The organism is Robiginitalea aestuariiviva, from assembly GCF_029537735.1.
Taxonomy (GTDB): domain Bacteria; phylum Bacteroidota; class Bacteroidia; order Flavobacteriales; family Flavobacteriaceae; genus Robiginitalea; species Robiginitalea aestuariiviva.
This window is the reverse complement of record NZ_JARPUQ010000002.1, coordinates 177,299-198,253: the sequence shown is the minus strand read 5'-3', so window position 1 is coordinate 198,253 and position 20,955 is coordinate 177,299. Positions and strand designations below refer to the sequence as shown.

The following is a 20,955-nucleotide window of genomic DNA, read 5'->3' as shown; positions in this document are numbered from 1 at the left end:
GGCAAGGTAGCCAATTCCGCCCAACCGGCGCATACCCTACCACCCATCCCGGGAGCGGGACAGCAACCACTCCCTTTCCGTCCCCACATGCAGGATGTGGTCCAGATGGAACCCGCTTTGGGTATAGAATTTCAGGAGCCCCAGGGTTTCGATACCGAGCCACAGCCCCCGGGCCGGCACAGCTTGCCAGGCCTGTTCCAGCCATTGGCCGCCAAGCCCCTGCCCCCGGGCCTTCGGGTGTACATAAAGGAACCCCACATACCAGAACCCGCGGCGGTAGTACCCGCGTGCCGTTTCCCCATAGGTTTCCATTTCGGGCAACAGGGATTGGGTCAGGATTCCCCCGGCCTTAAAGGCAGCCTTAGGGGCATAGACCAGAATCCGGGATTCCGGCCCCAGTTTGGGCCAGATCTCACGGGCCTCCACCGCCCAGTCCTCCGGCAGGGCGTCAAAAAATCGTTCGGGAGTGGCAGACCAATCGGCCCAGCCTTTGGGTGGCCTTTTCATCCTACAACAAGCCCCAGGACCAGAGTTTATCCGAATCCTCATACCACCGGTCGCCAATATCGGTGCGGTAATAGCCGTTGTTGATCAGCACCGAAGCAATGCGGTTGTACATCACCCGCTGCGCATCCCGCATGGTCAGGCCCGTCCCGGTAACCAGCACGGCCAGCCCGGTATTGCCGGTGATGAGCCACTGCCCGCCAATGCGTTTGAGGTGCATGGGGTGGATGCCTTCCGTATTGCCCTTCTGGAGAACTACCACCGCGTCCTTGGAAAAAAGTTCGAACGTCTTTTTATCCTCGTAGGGGAAGGGGGGCACGGCAATATAAGCCCCCACCTGGAACCCCTTGCGGGTCTGGAACTGGGCCCGGGTGCCCCGGGCAATATCGTAGAGGAGGTCCCCTATGGGTTCGGCCAGGCCGGCACGCTGTATGCTCACCTGGGGATAGCCAAAACGGGAAGTGAATTCCAGGGGGTAGATCCCGTTGCCATTCACAATGCAGTTGATGTCGATATGCCCCCGGAAGCCGTCCCGGGCAAAGGTGGCTTCAAAACGCTTCAGGGTGCGGTCGAACAAGGGAGATTCCTGGGTCCAGAACATGGCCGTCCCCATTTCGCCTGTAGAGACCCCCACCTCCTTTGGAAAGAGTTTCTTGTGTTCAAAGGTTACGTTGTAGGGCTTCAGGAAAGTGGTGCCGTTAAAGAAGGCCGAGATGGACATTTCCACCCCTTTGACCCGCCGCTGTAACTGGAAGTCGCCAAAGGCATCCCCCCAGGAGCGTTCGTAGGCGGCCAGCAACCGGCGTACATCCTCGCCCCGGTCGTCCTTGCCCACAAAAAGCAATTGCTTGAGTTCCTGGGTTTCGCCTGAGGGTTTTACCACATAGGCATTGGGGTGGGCTTCCACAAAGGCAATGGCCTCCTGGAAGGAATGAAATTCCCAGGAAGGAAGGGTATTAATCCGATGCTTGCGCAAGGCTTCCTGCCCGAAGTTCCGGTCCAGTTCCAGGGCATCCGTGAATGGCGAACCGCCGAAAACGACTTTTCCGGCCTGCCGCAGCCGTACTGCCTCTGCTCCCCAGCCCGTGTAGTCAAAAAGGATCAGGTCCGCCCAGGCCTCGTGCTTGTGCCAGTCCCGCACCTTGGGCACAAAACCGGTGCCGATTTCCCGCATGCCGCGGTCTTCGATATAAAACTTCACCTGCCACCCTTCCTCCTGCATAGCAATGGCGATGTCCAGAGATTCCCCCCAGCGGGATACCAACAGGCAACGCCGCGGACGTTCCTTCTTAGGACTTTTTCCTGCCATGGGTATCCGGGATAAATAAAAAAGATGCAGGCCGGGCAGCCGGGAGGCTGTCCGGAAGGGTACAGTCCGGGTGGAAATCCCGGCGCATCCTTCGGGATGCGGGCAAACCGGCAGACTGCAAGCGCCTGTTTACCCCGGGGAAAAATTGTGCGATCATGGCCCGGGCTACGTTGCCCGAAGCAGTTGAATTCCCGGCAAAGGTCATAAAAAAAACAATATGCATCCCAGCAATTTTACAGCTGGCATTTGGCAGGTACCCCATGCATATTGTACTTTTAAAATCCGCTTCTTTTTCCTGTCCTGCATGTACACCGTAGTAGATATAGAGACCACCGGCACCGGGGCCACAGGCAACCGCATCACCGAGATTGCGCTGTTCCGGGTGGAAGGGGAGCGCATCACGGATTCCTTCAGCAGTTTGGTAAACCCGGGGTGCGAGATCCCGCCCTTTATCACCGGGCTCACAGGCATTACCACGGCCATGGTGCGGCAGGCGCCCCCTTTTGAGGCCCTGGCGGACCAGATTGAAGCCTTTACCCAAGGCCAGGTCTTTGTAGCCCACTCCGTAAATTTTGATTACCCGATTGTCAAAAAGGAATTTGAGCGTTGCGGGCGAACCTTCAGCCGCAAAAAGCTCTGCACGGTACGCCTTTCCCGAAGCGTCTTCCCGGGGTTGCGCTCCTACAGCCTGGGAAAGCTCTGCAACAGCCTGGACATCCCCCTGACGGACCGCCACCGGGCTGCCGGCGATGCCAAAGCCACCGCCCTGTTGCTTTCCCGCATCCTGGCCCAGCCCGAAGGCCAGACGGCTGTTCAGGGGTTTTTGAATGCCCGTTCCCAGGAAGCCACCCTGCCGCCCCACCTGCCCCGGGAAACTTATGAACGCATCCCCCACGCCCCGGGGGTGTATTACTTCAGGGACAAAGCCGGGCGTATCCTCTATATCGGGAAGGCTATCGATCTCAAAAAGCGGGTCCTCGGGCATTTTTACGATGCCTCGGCCCGGGAGCGCAGCCTGTGCCGGGAAACGGCCGCCATCGATTTTGAACTATCGGGTTCGGACCTGGTGGCCCTGCTCATGGAAAGCGCAGCCATCAAAACGCATTTCCCACCCTTTAACCGTGCCCAAAAAGCGATCCGCCCCGCTTATGGGCTGTTCAGCTACCCGGACCAGGCCGGCATCCGCCACCTGGCCCTGAACCGGCTGCGAAAAGGGCAACAGGCGCATAAGGTCTTTTTCTCCCTGGCCGATGCCCGGGCCCAGCTGGAATCGGTCTGCACCCGTTTTTCCCTCTGTGCCAAGTATTGCCACCTGCAGGAGGGGGTAGAACATTGCGGGCATTTTAGGGTTCCGCGTTGCCAGGGGATTTGCCGGGGAGAAGAGTCGGTAACCCAATACAATGCCCGGGTGGACCTGGCCCTGGATTCCCTTCGGGATACGGGCAGCCACCTGCTGATTGCAGAACAGGGCCGCAGCCCGGGGGAACAGGCCATTGTATGGATGGAGGGCGGGCAATACCGGGGGTACGGCTTTCTCCCGGAGGATACCGGGATCACCCACCCAGAAGAGCTGGAAGCCTGGATCCAACCCCAAAGGCATAATCCGGAAACCCAGCGCATCCTGGAGTCCTATCTCTCAAAACATTCGAAAAACGTACGGCGCGTTGCACCGCTAGCACCCTGAAAAAGGGTCTATTTACGGAGTTTGTTGAATTGCCAGATCACAAACAGCAGCCAGACCATAAAGATGGTCCCGACAAAGATGGAATACGAAAGGACAAAGTCCATGCTACCGTTGGATCTTAAAGTAGTTCAGAAAGCCCATAATGGTAGGGGCCCAAAGCCCGATGAAGATTGCTTCCAGGGTATTCCCCTGCAGATAGCGTACTTCGGCAACTACGATTACGGACAGGACAACCAGGATAAGGATCGCGTTCATCCATCCCAATTGCTTTAAAAATGCTTTGAACATAACGCTTACTGACTTAAAGGTACGGATTCCCCGTACACCTTGTTAAGATAATTTTGTGTTTTTTTTAACATTTAACTTAGGAGGCGTGGCATCGCCCGCTTCCCCAGCCAACTTACGACTTTTTGGCCTGGGAGGGGCAAACAAAATCCGTACGGGGCAGGTCGGTTTCCTGCAGGGCTTTAAAGCCGCCCTCAATGTTGACCAGGTTATGGTACCCCCGGCTCTTCAGGATGGAAGCGGCAATCACGGAGCGGTAGCCGCCTGCGCAATGCACGTAAAAAGGTTTGGAAGCCGGGAATTCCGCCAGGTGTTCGTTGATTTCGCCCAGTGGGGTCATGTGCGCCCCATCCAGGTGTTCGGCCTGGTATTCGCTTTCCTTACGGACGTCGTATACCTGTTCCGGGTGGGCCTTCAATTCCGCCTCCAGGGCTTTGGCACTCTCGGACCGCAACCGGTCCGTTTGCTTGCCAGCCTCTTCCCAGGCCGGAAACCCGCCCTCCAGGTATCCCAGGGTCTGGTCAAAGCCCACCCGGGACAAACGGGTAACGGCTTCCGTTTCCCGCCCCTCAGGGGTTACCAGCAGGATGGGCTGCTCCACATCGGCAATCAGGGCGCCCACCCAGGGGGCAAAATCTCCGTCCAGCCCGATGAAGATGGACCGGGGCACATGGCCCTTCACAAAGTCGTCCTGATGGCGCACATCCAGGACCACCGCCCCGGTTTCATTGGCCGCCGCCTCAAAGGCATCCGGACTCAGGGGTCGGGTACCCCGCGCCAGCACCATGTCAATATCCTCGTACCCCTCCTTGTTCATTTTTACGTTCAGCGGGAAGTATTTGGGCGGGGGCAACAGGCCTTCGGTTACCTCGGCCACGAATTCCTCCCGGGTCATGTCTGCCCGCAGGGCGTAATTCACTTTTTTCTGGTTCCCGAGGGTATCTACCGTTTCCTTCATCATATTCTTGCCACAGGCAGACCCCGCCCCGTGGGCAGGATATACGATTACCTCGTCCGGCAGGGGCATGATCTTGTTGCGCAGGCTGTCGTAGAGGGTGGAAGCCAACTGCTCCTGGGTCATGTCCGCGGCCTTCTGGGCCAGGTCAGGACGGCCCACATCGCCCAGAAATAGGGTGTCTCCCGAAAAGATGGCGTGGGGGTTGCCCTGGGCATCCCGCAACAGATAGGTGGTGCTTTCCATGGTATGCCCGGGGGTATGCAAGACTTCCAGGGTCACCTCCCCCAGGGGAAATACCTGCCCGTCTTCCGCAATGAGCGCATCAAAACTGGGATTAGCCAGGGGGCCGTATACAATGGGCGCGCCGGTCTTTTCGGCCAGGGTAATGTGCCCGCTCACAAAATCCGCGTGGAAATGGGTTTCAAAGATGTATTTGATTTTGGCGCCATCCGCCTGGGCCCGTTTCAGGTAGGGCCCAACTTCGCGCAAGGGGTCAATGATGGCGGCTTCGCCTTTGCTTTCAATATAATAGGCGCCCTGTGCCAGGCAGCCGGTGTAGATCTGTTCAATTTGCATAGCTGTCGATCGTTTCCTCAAAAATACGGAATCGGGATGAGCTATACAGAAAGGCGCTTACTGACCGAAGTATTCCTTTTTATAAAACTGGCCCAGCTCAGGGGTCAGGAACAACACCTCGGGTTTATCCTTACGCAGGAATACCTGCCAGTTGTGGTAAGCTTCCCAGGCCTCAGAGGTGAAATCCGGCGGCCCGTACTGTAGCCGCAGTTGTTCACGAACACGAGACTCCTCTGCCTTAGCCGTCAATATCCAAACCACATTAAGGTTTCCGCCACCAAACCGGGCTTCTGCCTTTCGCGCAAAGCCGGCATAGGGTATGCCGTAACAATTGAGTTGTAACTGGGCATTGGGATCGCTCCCGTCTAGTTCCTCACGGATTATTTGCGTTGAAACACTTTCCAGCATGGGTTCCAATTGCTGCAGGGTGGCCCCCATCTTCAAATAGTGCGGAACGCTCACGGTTTTTGGATACGCTGGCCATGCAGCACCAGCTTCGAGTAGCGGGTGGTTCCACGCAAAAAGGTTCAGGTGAAGCCCCTCAGGAGACAGTAACCAAAGTTGGTCGCTATCGGGATGGGATACGGCACCCCAACCCTCATAAAACCGGTAACCTGAATAGGAGCCAAAATTGGCTTCTGGGCGGGCATCCATCCATGTGTTTACCCCACCCCGGGCCTGCAGGAAGGCCAGTTTCCCATCGGCAAAAACCAGTGCCATTTGCTGCAGGGAGTGTCCTTGGGTGGTATAACCCGCAACCTGCCAGTGTTCCTCCCTGCTGCTTGCCAGTGGGAATTGCACATGCTCTGGATGGAAGATTACAGGTTCCAGGTCTTGGGATTTCAGGTGGTTGTACACCATATCCGAAGTCATCCCCAATCGGAGGGTCTGAAATAAGGGAAGCGTGTCCTGGGCGGAGGCAACCAGGCCCAAAAAGAAGCACAACAAAAGAACAGGAATCCTGGAGTTCATACGGGAACCTTTTTTGAAAGAGACGGGTTCCGGCCGCAAGTGTTACACTAGCCGTTGGTCACACTGGCTCCAGCACACATCGAAACAGCTCCGGGCGATCCCCCAAAAACCGGAATCCTTTGTGCAAATGGGCAGGGCTGGCATCGTAGGGATAAAACGTTATGGGCTCTATACAAATCATGCCCGGGTCCGGGCTCCAGAGCATAAAATGTCCGAAGCCTTCGGTCTTTATTCGCAGCGCTTTCGTGTCCTGCAAGGTGATTTCCGTGCAAGTCCGTACCGGGAGTGCACGGTCTCCCACTTCCAGGATTTCGGCAATGCCGATGGCCTGCCCCCCTGCTTCCACCTGAGCTTCAGCACTGCGAATGCGGAAGGCCGGGTGGTATCCCACCATAAAAGGCATGTCTTTTTCGGCTTCGATTTCGAAACGCACCTCCATGCCTGCCTCCGTAAGAATAAAGCGCTTGGTAAAGGTGAAGGCGTAAGGCCAGACCAGCCAACGGGCCGTGGACTTTTCCGGGTATTTGGAATTGGGCACCGGTGTCCCTGCCGCGTAGGCTTTCCGGAAAACGGCTTCCCGGGCATCGGCAGCAACCCGCTCATATGGCAACTCCCGCAGCAGGCCGTGCTGGTCCTGTACGGCATTGGCCCGGGGTACCTGTACCCGGTACCCGGCATCCTGGGTGGGTCCGATTATCGGGAACATTTCCGTATCGGAGTGCCCCCACCCGGGTTCCCCTGCCCGGTGCATAAATTCATGGCCTCCGGCCCTGAGGCTGACCAATTCGCCTCCTTCAATGATGGCATGCATATCCCCGGCCTGTAACCGGGTTACCCTTGCTTCCTGTGCGCTCATGACCGGGGCTGTTGCAGGAGGCGGTATATAAGCAACGCTGTACGCTTGGTAAGCGCCTCCATGGTTTTGAGGTTTACGGTTTCCTTGGGCGTATGTGCGCCAGAGCCCATGGTGCCCAGCCCGTCCAGGCAGGAGACATATTGGGCTACAAAAGACACATCGGCCGCGCCCCGCCGGCCGGGGTCGTAGGCGGTTACCCCGCCCTGGCCCAGGTCCAGGCTCACCTGGTTCAGTACCTCCAGCAAAGCCATGTTCCCCTCGGTTGGGGGCATGGCCGGGTAGGCGTCGGAAAAGGTGATTTCCGCACCGGTTTGCGGCAGGTTCTGGGATACGATTTCCCGCATCCGTGCCCGGGTGCGTTCCTTCTGTTCTTCGGAGATAAAACGCAAGCCCCCACGCACGCTGGCTGTCTGTGCCACCACATTGGATTTGCCAAAGACCTGTGCCTTCCCGCTCAGGGGGTCGTACTCCGCAAAGGTGCCCCCCATCAGGATGCCGGGGTTAAAGGTGAGGTATTCCTCCCCCCGGACCTCCTCGTAAAAGGCATTCAGGATACGGGAGAGTTCAAAGATGGCCCCGGCCCCGGTACGCTCGCTGAACACCCCGGAGGAATGCGCCCGGCGGCCGGTAGTCTCCACCATCCACCCGGAGGCGCCCCGGCGGGCCACGGTAGCCTTGTCAAAACCCGTAGCGGTCTCAAAGCCCAGGGCGATATCGGAGCGCCGAGCTGCCGCGATCAGGTCCCGGCGGCTCACTTCCAGGGGGTCTCCTGTGCTTTCCTCATCGCCCGTAAAGGCCACGATGATTTGTGCGTCTTCCAGCAGGCCGTTTTCCTGCAGGGCCTTCAGGGCATAGAGGACCACTACGTCCCCGCCTTTCATGTCGTTCCCGCCCGGGGCGTGCGCCAGGGTATCGTTTACCCGTTCGAAGTGCTGGAAGGGGCTGTCTTTTTCGAAGACTGTATCCAGGTGGCCGATCAGCAACAGGCGCTTGCCTTTGCCTCCCCCGATTTCCGCAAAGAGGTGGCCCGCCCGGTTCATGGAATCCGGCATGGCGATCCAGCGGGTCTCAAACCCGATCTCCTCAAAAGCATTGCCAAAGACCCGGCCTACTTCCCGCACCCCTTCCAGGTTCAGGGTGCCGCTGTTGATGTTTACCACCTGCTCCAGAAAACCAATAGCCTCGGGTGCATGGGCCTCCACCGAGGCCACAATTCGGCGTTCGGCCCGGTTCAGGCGCTGGGCCTGCACCAGCAGGGCGGGAAAAAGGATTAGAAAAAGGGTAAAGCGGTAAGGTTTCATAGGGTTTCGCATTTAGGGTTGGGATTCGCCACCGGCGTCCAGGAAGCCCTGGGCGCGCATCCAGGCATCGTTATAAATTTTATTCACATAGCGGCTGCCGTGATCGTGGAAGAGGACCACCACCACGTCGTCCGGGCCAAAATGTTCCTGTAGCTGCAGTACCCCCTTAATGGCAGCCCCGGCAGAATTCCCCAGGAACATCCCTTCCTCCAGGGCCAGACGCCGCGTATAGATCGCAGCATCACGGTCCGTGACTTTGGTGAAGCCGTCAATCACCCCAAAGTCTACATTCTCGGGCAGGATATCTTCCCCTATGCCTTCGGTCAGGTAGGGGTAGATTTCGTCCGGGTCAAAGATGCCGGTTTCGTGGTATTTCTTAAACACGGAGCCATAGGTGTCCACCCCCCAAACCTTGACGTTAGGGTTCTGGGATTTCAGGTAACGCCCCACCCCGGAAATGGTGCCCCCCGTACCCACGCCTACCACAAAATGGGTGATTTTACCAGCGGTCTGCTTCCAGATTTCCGGGCCGGTACTTTCAAAATGCGCCAGGGCATTGGCGGGGTTGTCGTATTGGTTTACATACCAGGCACCCGGGATTTCAGCGGCCAGGCGCCGGGCAGTGGAATAATAACTTTGCGGGTCTTCCGGGGCCACATCGGTAGGGCATACGTGTACCTCGCAGCCTACGGCCCTGAGGATGTCCACTTTTTCCCGCGACTGCTTGTCGTTGATTACACAGATCATGCGATAGCCCTTAACAATGGCCGCAAGGGCAAGGCCCATTCCGGTATTGCCTGAGGTGCCTTCCACAATGGTGCCCCCGGGTTTGAGCCACCCTCGGGCCTCGGCATCCTCCACCATGGTAAGGGCCATACGGTCCTTGACGGAATTGCCCGGGTTAAAGGTTTCGTATTTGGCCAGCACCAGGCAGGGCAGGGATTCGGTAATGCGGTTGATGCGGACCAGGGGGGTATTCCCTATGGTCTCCAGGATATTCGAGGCGTATTCCATTAGCACAAAGATACAAAGCTGCGCCTTGGGCCGGGGCACCCGGGCCGTCAGTCAAATTTGATGGCCCGCACCGGGCTGATCCGGGTAATGATGTGCGACGGCAGCAACAGCATCAGCAGGCACAGCAACAACACCCCCAGGTTCAGCAACAGCAGGGTGGGCAGGTCCATATAAACCGGGATATAGTCAATATAGTATTCCTCCGGATTGGGAAAAGTGAACACCCGGTAACGGTTTTGTATCCAGATCAGCAACAGGCCCAGGGCATTCCCCCAGAGCAGGCCAATCCCGATCAGGTAGGCGGCATTGTAAAGAAAAACCTTGCGGATGCTCCAGTCTGGGGCGCCCAGGGCTTTGAGGATGCCAATCATGGGGGTGCGCTCCAGGATCAGTACCAGCAGGGCCGTCACCATATTGATGCCGCCCACCAGTACCATGATCCCGATGATCAGGGCAATATTGAAATCGAACAGCCCGATCCACTCAAAGATCTGGTAATATTTGTTTTCGATGGTCTGCGTATCCAGGTTCGAGAGGGTCTTGCCATAGATATCCATGCTTTTCTGTTCGATCTGGCTGAAGTCGTCCAGAAAAATTTCAAAATTCCCGACCTGGTCTGCCTGCCACCCGTTCATGCGCTGGATGTGGCGGATGTCCGTGAAGATGTAGGTGGCGTCAAATTCCTCAAAACCGCTGTCGTAGATGCCGGCCACCACAAAGCGGCGGCGGTTGGGGATGCGGGAGGGATCTTCGTCCTTCAGGAAGAAACTGTTGTACCGGCTGCCCACTTCCAGCCCCAGGCGGGTGGCCAGCATCCGGGATACGAGGGTTTCCTCCCCCAGGGGGCCGGAATAGTCCGGGAGCTTTCCGGCCACCAGAAAATCCGCAAAGGGGGACCAGTCGTAATCCGGCCCCACCCCTTTGGCAATGATGCCCTCGAAGGTGTCTTCGGTGCGGATGATCCCGGCCTTGGTGGCCACAGCCTGGATATGGCGCACCCCGTCCGTCAGGTTAAAATCCGGGTAAAAATCCTGGTTCAGGAAGACGGGCACCACGGAAACCTGGGAGGCGTTGTTGTCGAAATTGTAAATCTGGATGTGGCCGTTAAAGGCGGCAACCTTTTCCCTGATCTTATATTTGAGGCCCACGCCGGTGGCCAGGGCAACCAGCATCATCAGGATGCCGATGGCAATGGCCGCAATGGCAATTTTAATGATCGGGGCGGAAATACTACTTTTATGCTGCCCGCCCCCGATAAGCCGCCTGGCGATGTATAATTCTAAATTCAACCCATGCACGTTTTAGCCGAGATCAAAAATACGCTATTTGTCCTATTCCTGGTCCTGGCCTCCTGCCGGGGTTCGGCCCCGGAATCCGTCTCCCCCGAAACCGGGGCAGACACCCTGTGCCTGGCGGCCCAGCGCACGGAAGCCTATTTTCCCCTGTTGCGGGGCAAACGCCTGGGCCTGGTGGCCAACCAGACCACGGTTATCTTCCGCCCGGGCGGGGCACCCGTACACCTGGCAGACAGCCTGCTCGGGGCCGGGATGGACCTGGTCAAAGTCTTTGCCCCGGAACACGGCTTCCGCGGGCAGGCCGATGCCGGGGAACACGTACAGGACGGCACGGACATCCGCACCGGGCTGCCCATTGTTTCCCTTTACGGCTCCCGCCGCAAACCGGCTGCGGAAGATTTGGAAGGCCTGGACCTGGTCGTCTTCGACATCCAGGACCTGGGCGTGAGGTTCTATACCTATATCGCCACCTTGCAACTGGTGATGGAAGCCTGTGCGGAGGCAGGCATCCCGGTGCTGGTGCTGGACCGCCCGAATCCAAATGCAGATTATGTAGATGGGCCTATCATGGAACCCCCGCATACCAGTTTTTTAGGCATGACCCCCATCCCCCTGGCTTATGGCATGACCCTGGGGGAATATGCCGAAATGCTGAACGGGGAAGGCTGGCTGGAAGGAGGGCTGCAGGCCGACCTCACGGTTATCCCGCTGGAACACTACCGCCGGGGGGTTCCTTACGATTTGCCCATTGCCCCCTCGCCCAACATCCCCAACACCCAGGCCGCCCGCCTCTACCCCAGCCTGGGGCTTTTTGAGGGCACCACGGCCAACGCCGGGCGGGGCACCGATGCACAGTTCCAACGCTTCGGGGCGCCCTACCTGGATTCGGCCTACTTCGATTTCCGTTACACACCGGCCCCGAACGCGGGCGCCAAATACCCCAAACAAGAGGGAAAAACCTGTTACGGACGGGACCTGAGCCAGGTTGAACCGCCCCGGGCAGTAGACCTGACCTGGTTGCTGGAAGCCTATAACCACCGGCAGGAAGGCTCGGAATTTTTCAATACCTCAGGGTTTACCCGGCATGCGGGCACGGAAACATTGCAACAGCAGATTGAAGCCGGGCTAAGTATGGCGGAAATTCGCGCCTCCTGGCAGGAGGGCCTGGAGGCGTTCCGGGAGGTAAGAAAGCGCTACCTGCGCTACCCTTAGGCCGGGGTGCTGCCCCCCGTAGTGGGCTTGCGGTATTTGTGGAAAGGCTGTTTAAGCAGCCCCCAGACGCTGGCATTGACTTTGCGGTCCGGGAAGGTATCCACCCCGTATACGATGGCGTCCCGGTCCAGTTCCATATACGTCCCGAAAATCCGGTCCCAGATGGAAAAGATATTCCCGTAATTCGAATCCGTATAGGGCAGCACATAGTGGTGATGTACCTTGTGCATGTCCGGAGAGACCAGCACATAACTGATGGCCTTGTCTACCTTCCGGGGCAGGCGGATATTGGCGTGCGAAAACTGGGTGGCCACCAAAGAGAGGGACTGGTACAGCATCACAATACCGATAGGCGTGCCGGCTATAAAGACCCCGGCCAGGGTAAAAAAGAAGCGTATGAAGCTCTCAATGGGATGGTGGCGGTTGGCCGTGGTGGTGTCTACCTCGTGGTCCGTGTGGTGCACCAGGTGGACCATCCAGAGCGGCTTCACCTTGTGTTCCACCAGGTGGGCCAGGTAGGCCCCGATCAGGTCCAGCAGCAAGAGCCCCAGAACTACGTAAAGCCAAAGGGGCATTTCCGGTAACCAGTTGATGATGCCGAACCCGTTATCGCGCACCCAGTCGCTGCTCTGCAGTAGCAGGAAGGCGAGGGTGAAATTCACTACGATGGTGGTGATGGTAAAAAAGATGTTGGGCACGGCATGCCGCCACTTGCGGTAACGGAAACGAAACAGGGGTACGGCCCCTTCCAGGAGCCAGAAAAAGGTTATCCCGCTTACCAGCAGGATGCTGCGGTGCAGGGAGGGAATGGTCTCGAAATAGTTCAACAGGCTTTCCATAGTTCCAAAAATATCAAAATATTTCCGGCAATTTCCTTACCGGTACTCCGGCAGGCGCGCCTTAATGGCCTCCACAATGCGGTAGGCGGCCGGGCAGATGGCCGTGTTCTTCACGGTAAGCTTTCCGATCTGGTAGAGTTTGCGCCGGTCCGTATGCGGGTACTCCCGGCAGGCACGGGGCCGGTGGTCGTAAATAGAGCAGTAGTTGTCCGCCCCCAGAAAGGGACAGGGCAGGGTTTGCAGCACGTAGTCCCCGTCTTCGTCCAGGCGCAGGTACTGTTCGGTAAATGCTCCGGGCTTCATTCGCAGGGTACCGGCAATCCGGCCAATATCCGTAGGGGTAAAGAGGGGGCCGGTGGTCTTACAGCAATTGGCACACTCCAGGCAATCCGTGTCGGCAAAGACGGCCTGGTGGGCTTCCCCGGCTATCTGGTCCAGGGCCCTGGGGGGTTTCTGCCGTAGTTTTTTGAAAAACCGCTGGTTCTCGGCCCGCTTTTCGGCGGCCTTTTGGGGCAATTGTTCCAGGTTGGGCCCGGCTTCTTCGTACATTTGCGCTTCCTGGCTTTGGAGGTTCAGGAGCCTAAAATACAGTCCTTGGATCTATTTGGAAAGGCATTGACGGATTATTTGGAAGGGGACCACCGGGCCACCCTGACCAGCCATTCGAGCTTTGGGGAGGCCGAACCGGTGCCGGTTTCCCACTTTTTCAGGGGGTTCCGGGATATGCCCGAACTGGAACGCCTGGCCCTGGAAGCCGCGAAAGGAAAGGTGCTGGATATTGGCTGTGGCGCAGGGAGCCATTGCCTCTGGCTGCAGGAACAGGGTATGAAGTGCACAGGCATCGATGCCTCCCAAGGTGCTGTGGCTGTGGCTCGTACACGTGGCGTGAAAATGGTGCATTACACCGAAATCCTTAATTTTAAGGTAGGGAAATACGATACCTTGCTGTTATTAATGAACGGGACCGGCCTGGCCGGGACCCTTTCAGGCCTGCCGGGGCTGCTGAAGCACCTGCGGTTGCTGATGGCCCCCGGAGGGCAGATCCTGGTGGATTCCTCGGACCTGATTTACATGTACGAGGAGGACGCGGACGGGGGGGTCTGGATTCCGGGAGACCTGGAATACTATGGCAACGTGGAATACCGCTGGGAATACCGGGGGGAGGCCGGGAAGCCGTTCCCCTGGCTCTTTGCCGACGCGGCCAGCCTGGCTAAGGCCGCAGCCGCTGCCGGCCTGCAAACTGAGGTCCTGGCAGAAGGCCCGCATTACGACTATCTGGCAAGGCTCACGGCTTTGTATACCGAAACCACGCAATAAGGCGTTATTAAAGACATGAAAACCCATATCCGAAGCCTAATACACTTCTCATTACTGCTCCTGCTGGGGCTGGCACCGGGCTGCTCCGGGGATACGGACCTGGAAACCCCGGGCCCTGTTGCCATAGACCGCTCGGCCAACCTGCAGGCCGCGGGAGACAGCGCCGCAGACCTGCTGACCAACCAGGATTTTGATCGCATCCGCATACAAATCGCCTATGTTAACGGGTTCCGCCCCACCACCGAAACCCTGGACAACCTGCGCGCCTTCCTGCTCGAACGCACCTTCAAGACCGATATCACTTTTGAATTCCTGGCCCTCCCCTCCCCCGGGGAAACCTCCCTATCCCTGGAGGAAGTAGCCGTGCTGGAAAATGAAAACCGCACCCTATACAATGACGGGCGTGAGCTGGCGATCTATATCTATTTTACCGATGCCCCGGCAGACGGTGATGACATGGACGCGGGTACCTTTACCCTGGGCGCGGTATACCGGAACACCTCCATGGTGATCCACGAGAACACCATCCGCAATATCTCGGACCGGTCCGTCCTGATTACCACCGCGGATGTGGAAACCGCCACCCTCCACCACGAATTTGGCCACCTCTTTGGCCTGGTGGACCTGAGCACCCCGGAGGTGAACCCCCACGAAGATGCGGAAGCAGCCAACCACTGCAATGTAGACGGCTGTTTGATGCAGGCTAAACTGGAGTTCAGCGCCTCGGCCAAGAGCTTCCTGGAAGCCCGGGCCCTGAAAGGGGCCGCAGTGCCTGGCCTGGACGCCGAGTGCATCCGGGACCTGCAGGCCATAGGCGGCCGTTAGGGGATATTCAGGTATTTATGGGTCTGCAGAGAAACCCGCCAGCGCGGGTTTTGCATCACGTAGTCTACAATCAGGGGGGTTACCTTCTCCCGTACGCTCCATTCCGGCTGCAGGTATAAGATGCAGTCCGGCCCTACCTGGGCGGCCTGTTCTTCGGCAAATTTCAGATCGTGACGGTTGTAGACAATGACCTTTAGTTCGTGGGCCAGCGGGTAAATTTCCGGAACGGGGAGCTTATTCTTTTTGGGCGATAGGCAGATCCAATCCCAGTGCCCGGACAGGGGAAAGGCGCCGGAGGTTTCGATATGGGTCTTCATCCCCCGGGCTTTTAAGGCCTGAGTTAAGGGTTCCATATTCCAGGTAAGGGGTTCGCCCCCCGTAACCACAATGGTATCCGAATAGCGGGCCGCCTCCGAAACGATGGCCTCCACTGCCGAAGGCGGATGCCGTTCCGCATCCCAGCTCTCCTTCACATCGCACCAGTGGCACCCCACATCACAACCGCCCACGCGGATAAAGTAGGCCGCGGTGCCCTTGTGGAAGCCCTCGCCCTGAATGGTATAGAACGCCTCCATCAGGGGCAGCATAAGCCCCTGGTCCACCAATGCCATTGTATTGCCCGTATCCATGGGGCAAAGATAGGAAAACCGAAGTAGGGTAACCCCTTATCCGCCGTTTTACTAATCGGGCGAATTCCCCTAAATTTACCGCAAAGAACCACCCTATGAGCAAGGCCGAGGCATTTCGCGAATCCATTGAAACCGGATACCAGTGTAAAGGGGATTTTATCCCGATGGGCGCAGCCATGCTGGACGGGCAGGCGCTTACCGGCGCCCATGTGAAAGTCCCGCTGAAAACCCTGAACCGCCACGGCCTCATTGCCGGGGCCACGGGTACGGGGAAGACCAAATCCCTGCAGGTCCTTGCCGAAAACCTCTCGGACCGGGGCATCCCCGTATTGCTGATGGACCTTAAAGGGGATCTCAGCGGCCTGGCACAACCCAGCCCCGGGCACCCGAAGATCGACGAGCGGATGGCGCAGATCGGGCTGGATTTTGAGCCCAAAGCCTTCCCGGTGGAAATCCTTTCCCTCTCCGAACAGGACGGGGTAAAACTCCGGGCCACGGTTTCTGAATTCGGGCCGGTGCTGCTCTCGCGTATCCTGGACCTTTCCGAAACCCAGGAGGGTATTGTTGCGGTGGTCTTTAAATACTGTGACGACAACAAACTGCCCCTGCTGGACCTGAAGGATTTTAAAAAGGTATTGCAATATGCCACAGGGGAAGGAAAAAAAGAATTCCAGGAAGCCTATGGACGCATCAGCACCAGCTCTACGGGCACTATCCTGAGAAAGATCATTGAACTGGAGCAACAGGGGGCCGAGCTGTTCTTCGGGGAGAAGTCCTTCGACGTAAACGACCTGACCCGCATTACCCCCGAGGGGCGCGGATATATCAACATCCTGAGGCTAACCGACATCCAGGACCGCCCCAAGATGTTTTCCACCTTTATGCTGAGCCTGCTGGCCGAAATCTATGCCACCTTCCCGGAGCAGGGAGACAGCGACCGGCCGGAGCTGGTGCTCTTTATAGACGAAGCCCACCTCATTTTTAAGGAGGCCTCCAAAGCCCTGCTGGACCAGATTGAGAGCATCGTAAAGCTGATCCGCTCCAAGGGCATCGGGCTATTCTTTGTTACCCAGAACCCCACGGATGTACCGGACGAGGTGCTGGCCCAGCTGGGATTGAAGGTGCAGCACGCCCTGCGGGCCTTTACCGCCCGCGACCGCAAGGCTATCAAATTAACGGCCCAGAACTATCCTATATCCGAGTTCTACGATACGGCGGAAGTCCTCACCTCCCTGGGGATAGGGGAAGCCCTGGTTTCCGCCCTGGACGAAAAGGGCCGTCCCACCCCCCTGGCGGCCACCCTGATGCGCGCCCCCATGAGCCGGATGGATGTGCTTACCGAGGCCGAACTCAAAACCCTGATCCAAGGCTCTGCCCTGATCCCGAAATACAGCGAAGCGGTAGACCGGGAAAGCGCCTATGAGATCCTGAATGAAAAAATCGAAAAGGCCGAAGCCGAGGCCGAACGGGAAAAAGCCCGGGAAGCTAAAAGTTCCCGTACCTCTGCTACCCGCCGTACCAGCACCCGCAGGTCCCGGGGCCAGGACCCCCTGGTGAAGGTCCTCACCAGTGCCACTTTTATCCGCGGCGTCCTGGGCGTGCTTAAAAAAGTAATCCGATAACCCTATTCCCAAATCCGATGACACGAAAAATTTTGTTCCTGATAGGAGCCGTATGTTTCCTGCTGAATTGCCATCCCGATACCCAGGGGCCCTTTATTGTGGGGCAGGGGCACGTAGGCCCGTTGTTGCGGGACCACAACACCCGCCAGCTGGACAGCATCTTTGCCGCCGATTCCCTGGTACGCGACACCACCCGCATGCAACTGGGCCAGGACGGCAAGGTAGAAATCTATGAAAAAGGAGGAAAACACCTGCTGACCCTCTCCCCGGCCGGAGATACCCTGGGGCGGATCGGGAACATCCGAATCCACGATGCCCGTTACCACACCGATAAAGGCGTGGGCCTGGGCAGCACCTTCGGGGAAATCAAGGCCCAATACGAAATCCGCAAGATTATCACTTCCCTGAACAACCTGGTGATCCTGCTGAAAGGCAGCGATGTTTACTTCACCATTTCCCGGGAAGAACTCCCGGCCAGCCTTCGCTTTACCACAGATCCCATTGAAGCGGTGCAAATCCCGGACGGCGCAAAGGTGAAATATATGATGGTGGGCTGGGATTAAAGCCCTGGGGGAACGAGGGCTTTCTGGGGGGATTTTAGTACCTTGGAAGACAACATCCTAACCCGAAAAACCATGACCCCCAAACGACCCCGCCACGCTGCAGGCGCAGTGCTGGGCAGCCTCTTTGCGCTGGCCCTTCCCGCAAATGCCCAAAATCCCGTTACCGGGGTATTCGACCGCCACCAGGACATTGGGGCGGTACGCCATAGCGGCAACCTCACTTTTGAAGCCGAAACCGGCACCTACCGCATTAGCGGGGCAGGCACCAATATGTGGTTCGGGCAGGACGAATTCCACTATGCCTGGACCAGCGTGCAGGGGGATTTTATCCTCCGCGCCCGGGTGGCCTTTGAAGGGGAAGGGGCAGACCCCCACCGGAAACTGGGGTGGATGGTACGGGAAAGCCTGCGCACCGATGCCGCACATGCCAACGCCTGCGTACATGGGGACGGCCTGACCTCCCTGCAATACCGTTCGGCTACCGGGGCCGATACGGAAGAAGTCGCCTCCGGGATGGAAGCCCCGGACGTGGTACAGCTGGAACGAAGGGGTAACCTGTTTACCCTCTCCGTGGCCCGGGATGGCCGGCCCTGGGTCTCGGTCAGCAAGGAACTGGAACTGGATTCGGAGCTTTTTGCCGGGCTGTACGTCTGTTCCCACAACCCCGAGGTGGTGGAAACCGCCCGTTTCTGGAATGTGCGCATCATCAAGCCGGAAGATACAGGAGATACCCCGTACCGGGATTACCTGGGTAGCCGCCTTGAGGTCCTGGACCTTGAAACCGGGCTGCGCAGGGTTCTCATGACTTCCAAACACAGCCTGCAGGCCCCCAACTGGACCCAGGATGGAAAAACCCTGATCTACAATTCCAACGGCTATCTCTACACCTACGACCTGGACACCGGGGCGGTGGATGTCCTGAACACCGGTTTTGCCAACCGCAACAACAACGACCATATCCTCTCTGCGGACGGGAAACAGATCGCCATCAGCCACCACAACGACGGGGACGATGGCGCCTCTTCCATCTATTACCTCCCCATTACGGGCAGCGACACTCCCGTGAAAGTGACCCGCGACGGGGTGGGGGCCTCCTACCTGCACGGGTGGTCTGCCGATGGGAAAACCATGCTCTTTACCGGCAACCGTAACGGGCAGTATGACATCATTGCCGTAGATGTGGCCAGTGGGGAGGAAACCCGCCTCACTGATCAACCCACCCTGGACGACGGCTCGGAATACAGCCCGGACGGCCAATGGATCTACTTCAACTCCAACCGGACCGGGACCATGCAAATCTGGCGCATGCGGCCGGACGGTTCGGGCCAGCAGCAGCTTACCGAAGACGTGTATAACGACTGGTTCCCCCACCTTTCGCCGGATGGCAGCCGCCTGGTGATGATCAGCTACCCGCCGGAAGTCCCCTCCGGAGACCATCCCTTCTATAAACACTGTATGCTTCGGATCATGCCGGCCGAAGGCGGCACCCCTACCACTGTGGCTTACGTTTACGGGGGGCAGGGCACCATTAACGTCCCCAGCTGGTCGCCGGACGGGCGGTACATCGCCTTTGTCACAAATTCGGATTAAGCCATTGCGGTCGTTCCCTAAATGCCCGAATTGGGCTACCTTTGCAACCTGCCATAACCAGCAGGTGCAGTAATCCTATGGCCAACACCCGATCCCGCATACGCCGCCTGATTGCCCGGAGCTACGGGACGCTTTTCAATATCCTGGTGGTCCTGCATCCGAAATGGGCGGCCCGCAAGGCGTTTTTCACTTTTTGCAAGGTTCGCAAAGGTCGGGTTAAACCCATACAGGAAGCCTATCTGGTAGCAGCCAAGGACCGCAGTATTGAAGTGGCCGGCCACCAGGTACAGACCTACCGATGGGAGGGAAGCGGCCCCCGTGTTCTGCTCATACACGGGTGGGAGAGCAACACCTTCCGCTGGCGGAACCTCATCGGCTACCTGCAGGAGGCCGGGTTCGATATCATCGCCTTTGATGCCCCGGCCCACGGCTACTCCAGCGGGGCCTTCCTGCACGTCCCCCTGTATACCGAATGCGTGGAGGCAATGGTACGCCAGTACCAGCCCAGGCACGTGATCGGGCATTCCGTAGGTGGGATGACAGCCCTGTACCATGCCCACCGACACCCCAACGAACGGGTAGAAAAAATCGTTACCATCGGGTCTCCTTCGGAATTCCATGAAATTATGGAGGAATATCAGCGTATCCTGGGCTTTAACGACCGGGTACTAGAGGCCCTGGACACCTTTATCTTTAAGGAATTCGGCTTTCATGTCCATGAATTCTCCACCTCCCGCTTTGCTGCGGAAAACCCCAAAAAAGGATTGCTGTTACACGATAAAAAGGATACCATCGCCCCCTTTCACGCCTCCAAGAAAGTACACCAGGCCTGGAAGGACAGCGTCCTGATCCCCACGGAAGGCCTGGGCCATTCCATGCATCAGGATGGCGTAAACCGTCAAATTGTAGCCTTTTTACAGAGTGAGTAAAAACACCCGCACCCAATTCGTATTTTTGAAAGGAAAACTCATAAAACCCCTGAGCCCATGGCAACCATTACCCCTTTTCACGTAGCCATCCCGGTACACAACCTGGACGAATGCCGCACCTTTTACCGGGAGGTCCTGGATTGTGAAGAAGGCCGCAGCAGCGACCACTGGGTGGATTTCAACCTTTTTGGCCACCAGGTGGTGATCCATTACAAACCCAAAAGCGAAGAAGCCCTCCACACCAACCCGGTAGACGGAAAGGATGTACCGGTTCCCCACTACGGGGTGGTACTGCCCTGGGAGGTATTCCACAGCTTTGCTGAAAACCTCCAGGGAAAAGGTGTTTCTTTTGTGATAGAACCCTACATCCGCTTCCAGGGGCAGGTTGGCGAACAGGCCACCATGTTTTTTCTGGACCCAGCCGGCAATGCATTGGAATTCAAGGCGTTCCGAAACATGGACCAGCTTTTCGCCAAATAGGGATCAGGAGTCCTTTTTACGGCGCCAGCGTTCACGCACCACCAGGTAGCCCCCGTAGAGCACCCCAAAGAGGATGGCCGTAAGGCCTTCCCGCTGTATGACCTCCGGGGCCGTGCTGCGCTCCAGGATAAGCTTGATGATGAAAAACATGAGGGCCGCTACCCCCGCCTGAATGACAATCCTTCGTGTTCCCAT

General features: G+C 57.8%; 22 protein-coding genes. 9 read left to right on the top strand and 13 right to left on the bottom strand.

All coding sequences use genetic code 11. The features are described from left to right. Window positions 1–36: 36 nt before the first annotated feature. Together OZ410_RS07595 and OZ410_RS07590 are read right to left on the bottom strand one after the other, a co-directional pair. Window positions 37–507: a GNAT family N-acetyltransferase gene (locus OZ410_RS07595; protein WP_277707351.1), complete on the bottom strand. Its 471-nt coding sequence runs from the start codon at window positions 505–507 to the stop codon at window positions 37–39. Between the two features lies 1 nt (window position 508). Next, window positions 509–1,813 carry a phosphoribosylamine--glycine ligase gene (locus tag OZ410_RS07590; RefSeq protein ID WP_277707350.1) on the bottom strand — a complete coding sequence of 435 codons (1,305 nt, stop codon included), beginning with the start codon at window positions 1,811–1,813 and terminating at the stop codon, window positions 509–511. Window positions 1,814–2,117: 304 nt separating this feature from the next. On the opposite strand from OZ410_RS07590, the gene OZ410_RS07585 reads away from it, so the two are divergent. Next, the gene (locus tag OZ410_RS07585; RefSeq protein ID WP_277707349.1) at window positions 2,118–3,497 is read left to right on the top strand and encodes an exonuclease domain-containing protein; all 1,380 of its coding nucleotides are present in this window, start codon (window positions 2,118–2,120) and stop codon (window positions 3,495–3,497) included. A gap of 105 nt (window positions 3,498–3,602) precedes the next feature. Here OZ410_RS07585 and OZ410_RS07580 read toward each other — a convergent pair whose 3' ends face one another. From OZ410_RS07580 to OZ410_RS07550, 7 genes are all read right to left on the bottom strand, one after another. Then, window positions 3,603–3,752: a hypothetical protein gene (locus OZ410_RS07580; RefSeq protein WP_277707348.1), complete on the bottom strand. Its 150-nt coding sequence runs from the start codon at window positions 3,750–3,752 to the stop codon at window positions 3,603–3,605. Between the two features lie 145 nt (window positions 3,753–3,897). Next, on the bottom strand, window positions 3,898–5,316 hold the full coding sequence (locus tag OZ410_RS07575) for an MBL fold metallo-hydrolase (protein WP_277707347.1): 1,419 nt from the start codon (window positions 5,314–5,316) through the stop codon (window positions 3,898–3,900). Window positions 5,317–5,373: 57 nt separating this feature from the next. Further along, window positions 5,374–6,288, bottom strand: a complete 915-nt coding sequence (locus tag OZ410_RS07570; protein WP_277707346.1) for a hypothetical protein — start codon at window positions 6,286–6,288, stop codon at window positions 5,374–5,376. A gap of 58 nt (window positions 6,289–6,346) precedes the next feature. Then, entirely contained in the window at window positions 6,347–7,144 is a 798-nt protein-coding gene (locus OZ410_RS07565; RefSeq protein ID WP_277707345.1) for an aldose epimerase family protein, read from the bottom strand. Further along, window positions 7,141–8,445 carry a M20/M25/M40 family metallo-hydrolase gene (locus OZ410_RS07560; protein ID WP_277707344.1) on the bottom strand — a complete coding sequence of 435 codons (1,305 nt, stop codon included), beginning with the start codon at window positions 8,443–8,445 and terminating at the stop codon, window positions 7,141–7,143. The genes OZ410_RS07565 and OZ410_RS07560 overlap by 4 nt, the downstream gene beginning before the upstream one ends. Before the next feature lie 12 nt (window positions 8,446–8,457). Next, window positions 8,458–9,459, bottom strand: coding sequence for a PLP-dependent cysteine synthase family protein (locus OZ410_RS07555; protein ID WP_277707343.1), 1,002 nt, complete (start codon window positions 9,457–9,459; stop codon window positions 8,458–8,460). Between the two features lie 47 nt (window positions 9,460–9,506). Then, on the bottom strand, window positions 9,507–10,748 hold the full coding sequence (locus OZ410_RS07550; protein ID WP_277707342.1) for an ABC transporter permease: 1,242 nt from the start codon (window positions 10,746–10,748) through the stop codon (window positions 9,507–9,509). Between the two features lie 3 nt (window positions 10,749–10,751). On the opposite strand from OZ410_RS07550, the gene OZ410_RS07545 reads away from it, so the two are divergent. Further along, window positions 10,752–11,966 carry an exo-beta-N-acetylmuramidase NamZ family protein gene (locus tag OZ410_RS07545; RefSeq protein WP_277707341.1) on the top strand — a complete coding sequence of 405 codons (1,215 nt, stop codon included), beginning with the start codon at window positions 10,752–10,754 and terminating at the stop codon, window positions 11,964–11,966. On the opposite strand, the gene OZ410_RS07540 is transcribed toward OZ410_RS07545, so the two are convergent. Both OZ410_RS07540 and OZ410_RS07535 read right to left on the bottom strand, forming a co-directional pair. Next, window positions 11,963–12,805 carry a sterol desaturase family protein gene (locus OZ410_RS07540; RefSeq protein WP_277707340.1) on the bottom strand — a complete coding sequence of 281 codons (843 nt, stop codon included), beginning with the start codon at window positions 12,803–12,805 and terminating at the stop codon, window positions 11,963–11,965. The genes OZ410_RS07545 and OZ410_RS07540 overlap by 4 nt on opposite strands. A gap of 36 nt (window positions 12,806–12,841) precedes the next feature. Continuing rightward, window positions 12,842–13,354: a YkgJ family cysteine cluster protein gene (locus OZ410_RS07535; RefSeq protein WP_277707339.1), complete on the bottom strand. Its 513-nt coding sequence runs from the start codon at window positions 13,352–13,354 to the stop codon at window positions 12,842–12,844. Window positions 13,355–13,399: 45 nt separating this feature from the next. Between OZ410_RS07535 and OZ410_RS07530 the strand changes: the two genes are divergently transcribed. Continuing rightward, window positions 13,400–14,122 carry a class I SAM-dependent methyltransferase gene (locus OZ410_RS07530; protein ID WP_277707338.1) on the top strand — a complete coding sequence of 241 codons (723 nt, stop codon included), beginning with the start codon at window positions 13,400–13,402 and terminating at the stop codon, window positions 14,120–14,122. A gap of 15 nt (window positions 14,123–14,137) precedes the next feature. Beyond that, window positions 14,138–14,947, top strand: coding sequence for a hypothetical protein (locus tag OZ410_RS07525; RefSeq protein ID WP_277707337.1), 810 nt, complete (start codon window positions 14,138–14,140; stop codon window positions 14,945–14,947). Here OZ410_RS07525 and OZ410_RS07520 read toward each other — a convergent pair. Further along, on the bottom strand, window positions 14,944–15,558 hold the full coding sequence (locus tag OZ410_RS07520; RefSeq protein ID WP_277707336.1) for a 7-carboxy-7-deazaguanine synthase QueE: 615 nt from the start codon (window positions 15,556–15,558) through the stop codon (window positions 14,944–14,946). The genes OZ410_RS07525 and OZ410_RS07520 overlap by 4 nt on opposite strands. A gap of 113 nt (window positions 15,559–15,671) precedes the next feature. Here OZ410_RS07520 and OZ410_RS07515 point away from each other — a divergent pair, with 113 nt between their 5' ends. The 5 genes from OZ410_RS07515 (at window position 15,672) to OZ410_RS07495 (ending at window position 20,760) form a co-directional block, all read left to right on the top strand. After that, on the top strand, window positions 15,672–17,198 hold the full coding sequence (locus tag OZ410_RS07515) for a helicase HerA-like domain-containing protein (RefSeq protein WP_277707335.1): 1,527 nt from the start codon (window positions 15,672–15,674) through the stop codon (window positions 17,196–17,198). A 17-nt stretch (window positions 17,199–17,215) separates the two neighbouring features. Continuing rightward, entirely contained in the window at window positions 17,216–17,761 is a 546-nt protein-coding gene (locus OZ410_RS07510; protein ID WP_277707334.1) for a hypothetical protein, read from the top strand. Between the two features lie 72 nt (window positions 17,762–17,833). Then, a complete protein-coding gene (locus tag OZ410_RS07505) occupies window positions 17,834–19,351 on the top strand; it encodes an SMP-30/gluconolactonase/LRE family protein (RefSeq protein ID WP_277707333.1) in 1,518 nt (505 codons plus the stop codon). A gap of 77 nt (window positions 19,352–19,428) precedes the next feature. Continuing rightward, window positions 19,429–20,280, top strand: coding sequence for an alpha/beta fold hydrolase (locus tag OZ410_RS07500; RefSeq protein WP_277707332.1), 852 nt, complete (start codon window positions 19,429–19,431; stop codon window positions 20,278–20,280). A 57-nt stretch (window positions 20,281–20,337) separates the two neighbouring features. Next, entirely contained in the window at window positions 20,338–20,760 is a 423-nt protein-coding gene (locus OZ410_RS07495) for a VOC family protein (RefSeq protein ID WP_277707331.1), read from the top strand. Window positions 20,761–20,763: 3 nt separating this feature from the next. Here the strand turns inward: OZ410_RS07495 and OZ410_RS07490 are convergent, their stop codons facing one another. Beyond that, window positions 20,764–20,955, bottom strand: a complete 192-nt coding sequence (locus OZ410_RS07490; protein WP_277707330.1) for a hypothetical protein — start codon at window positions 20,953–20,955, stop codon at window positions 20,764–20,766.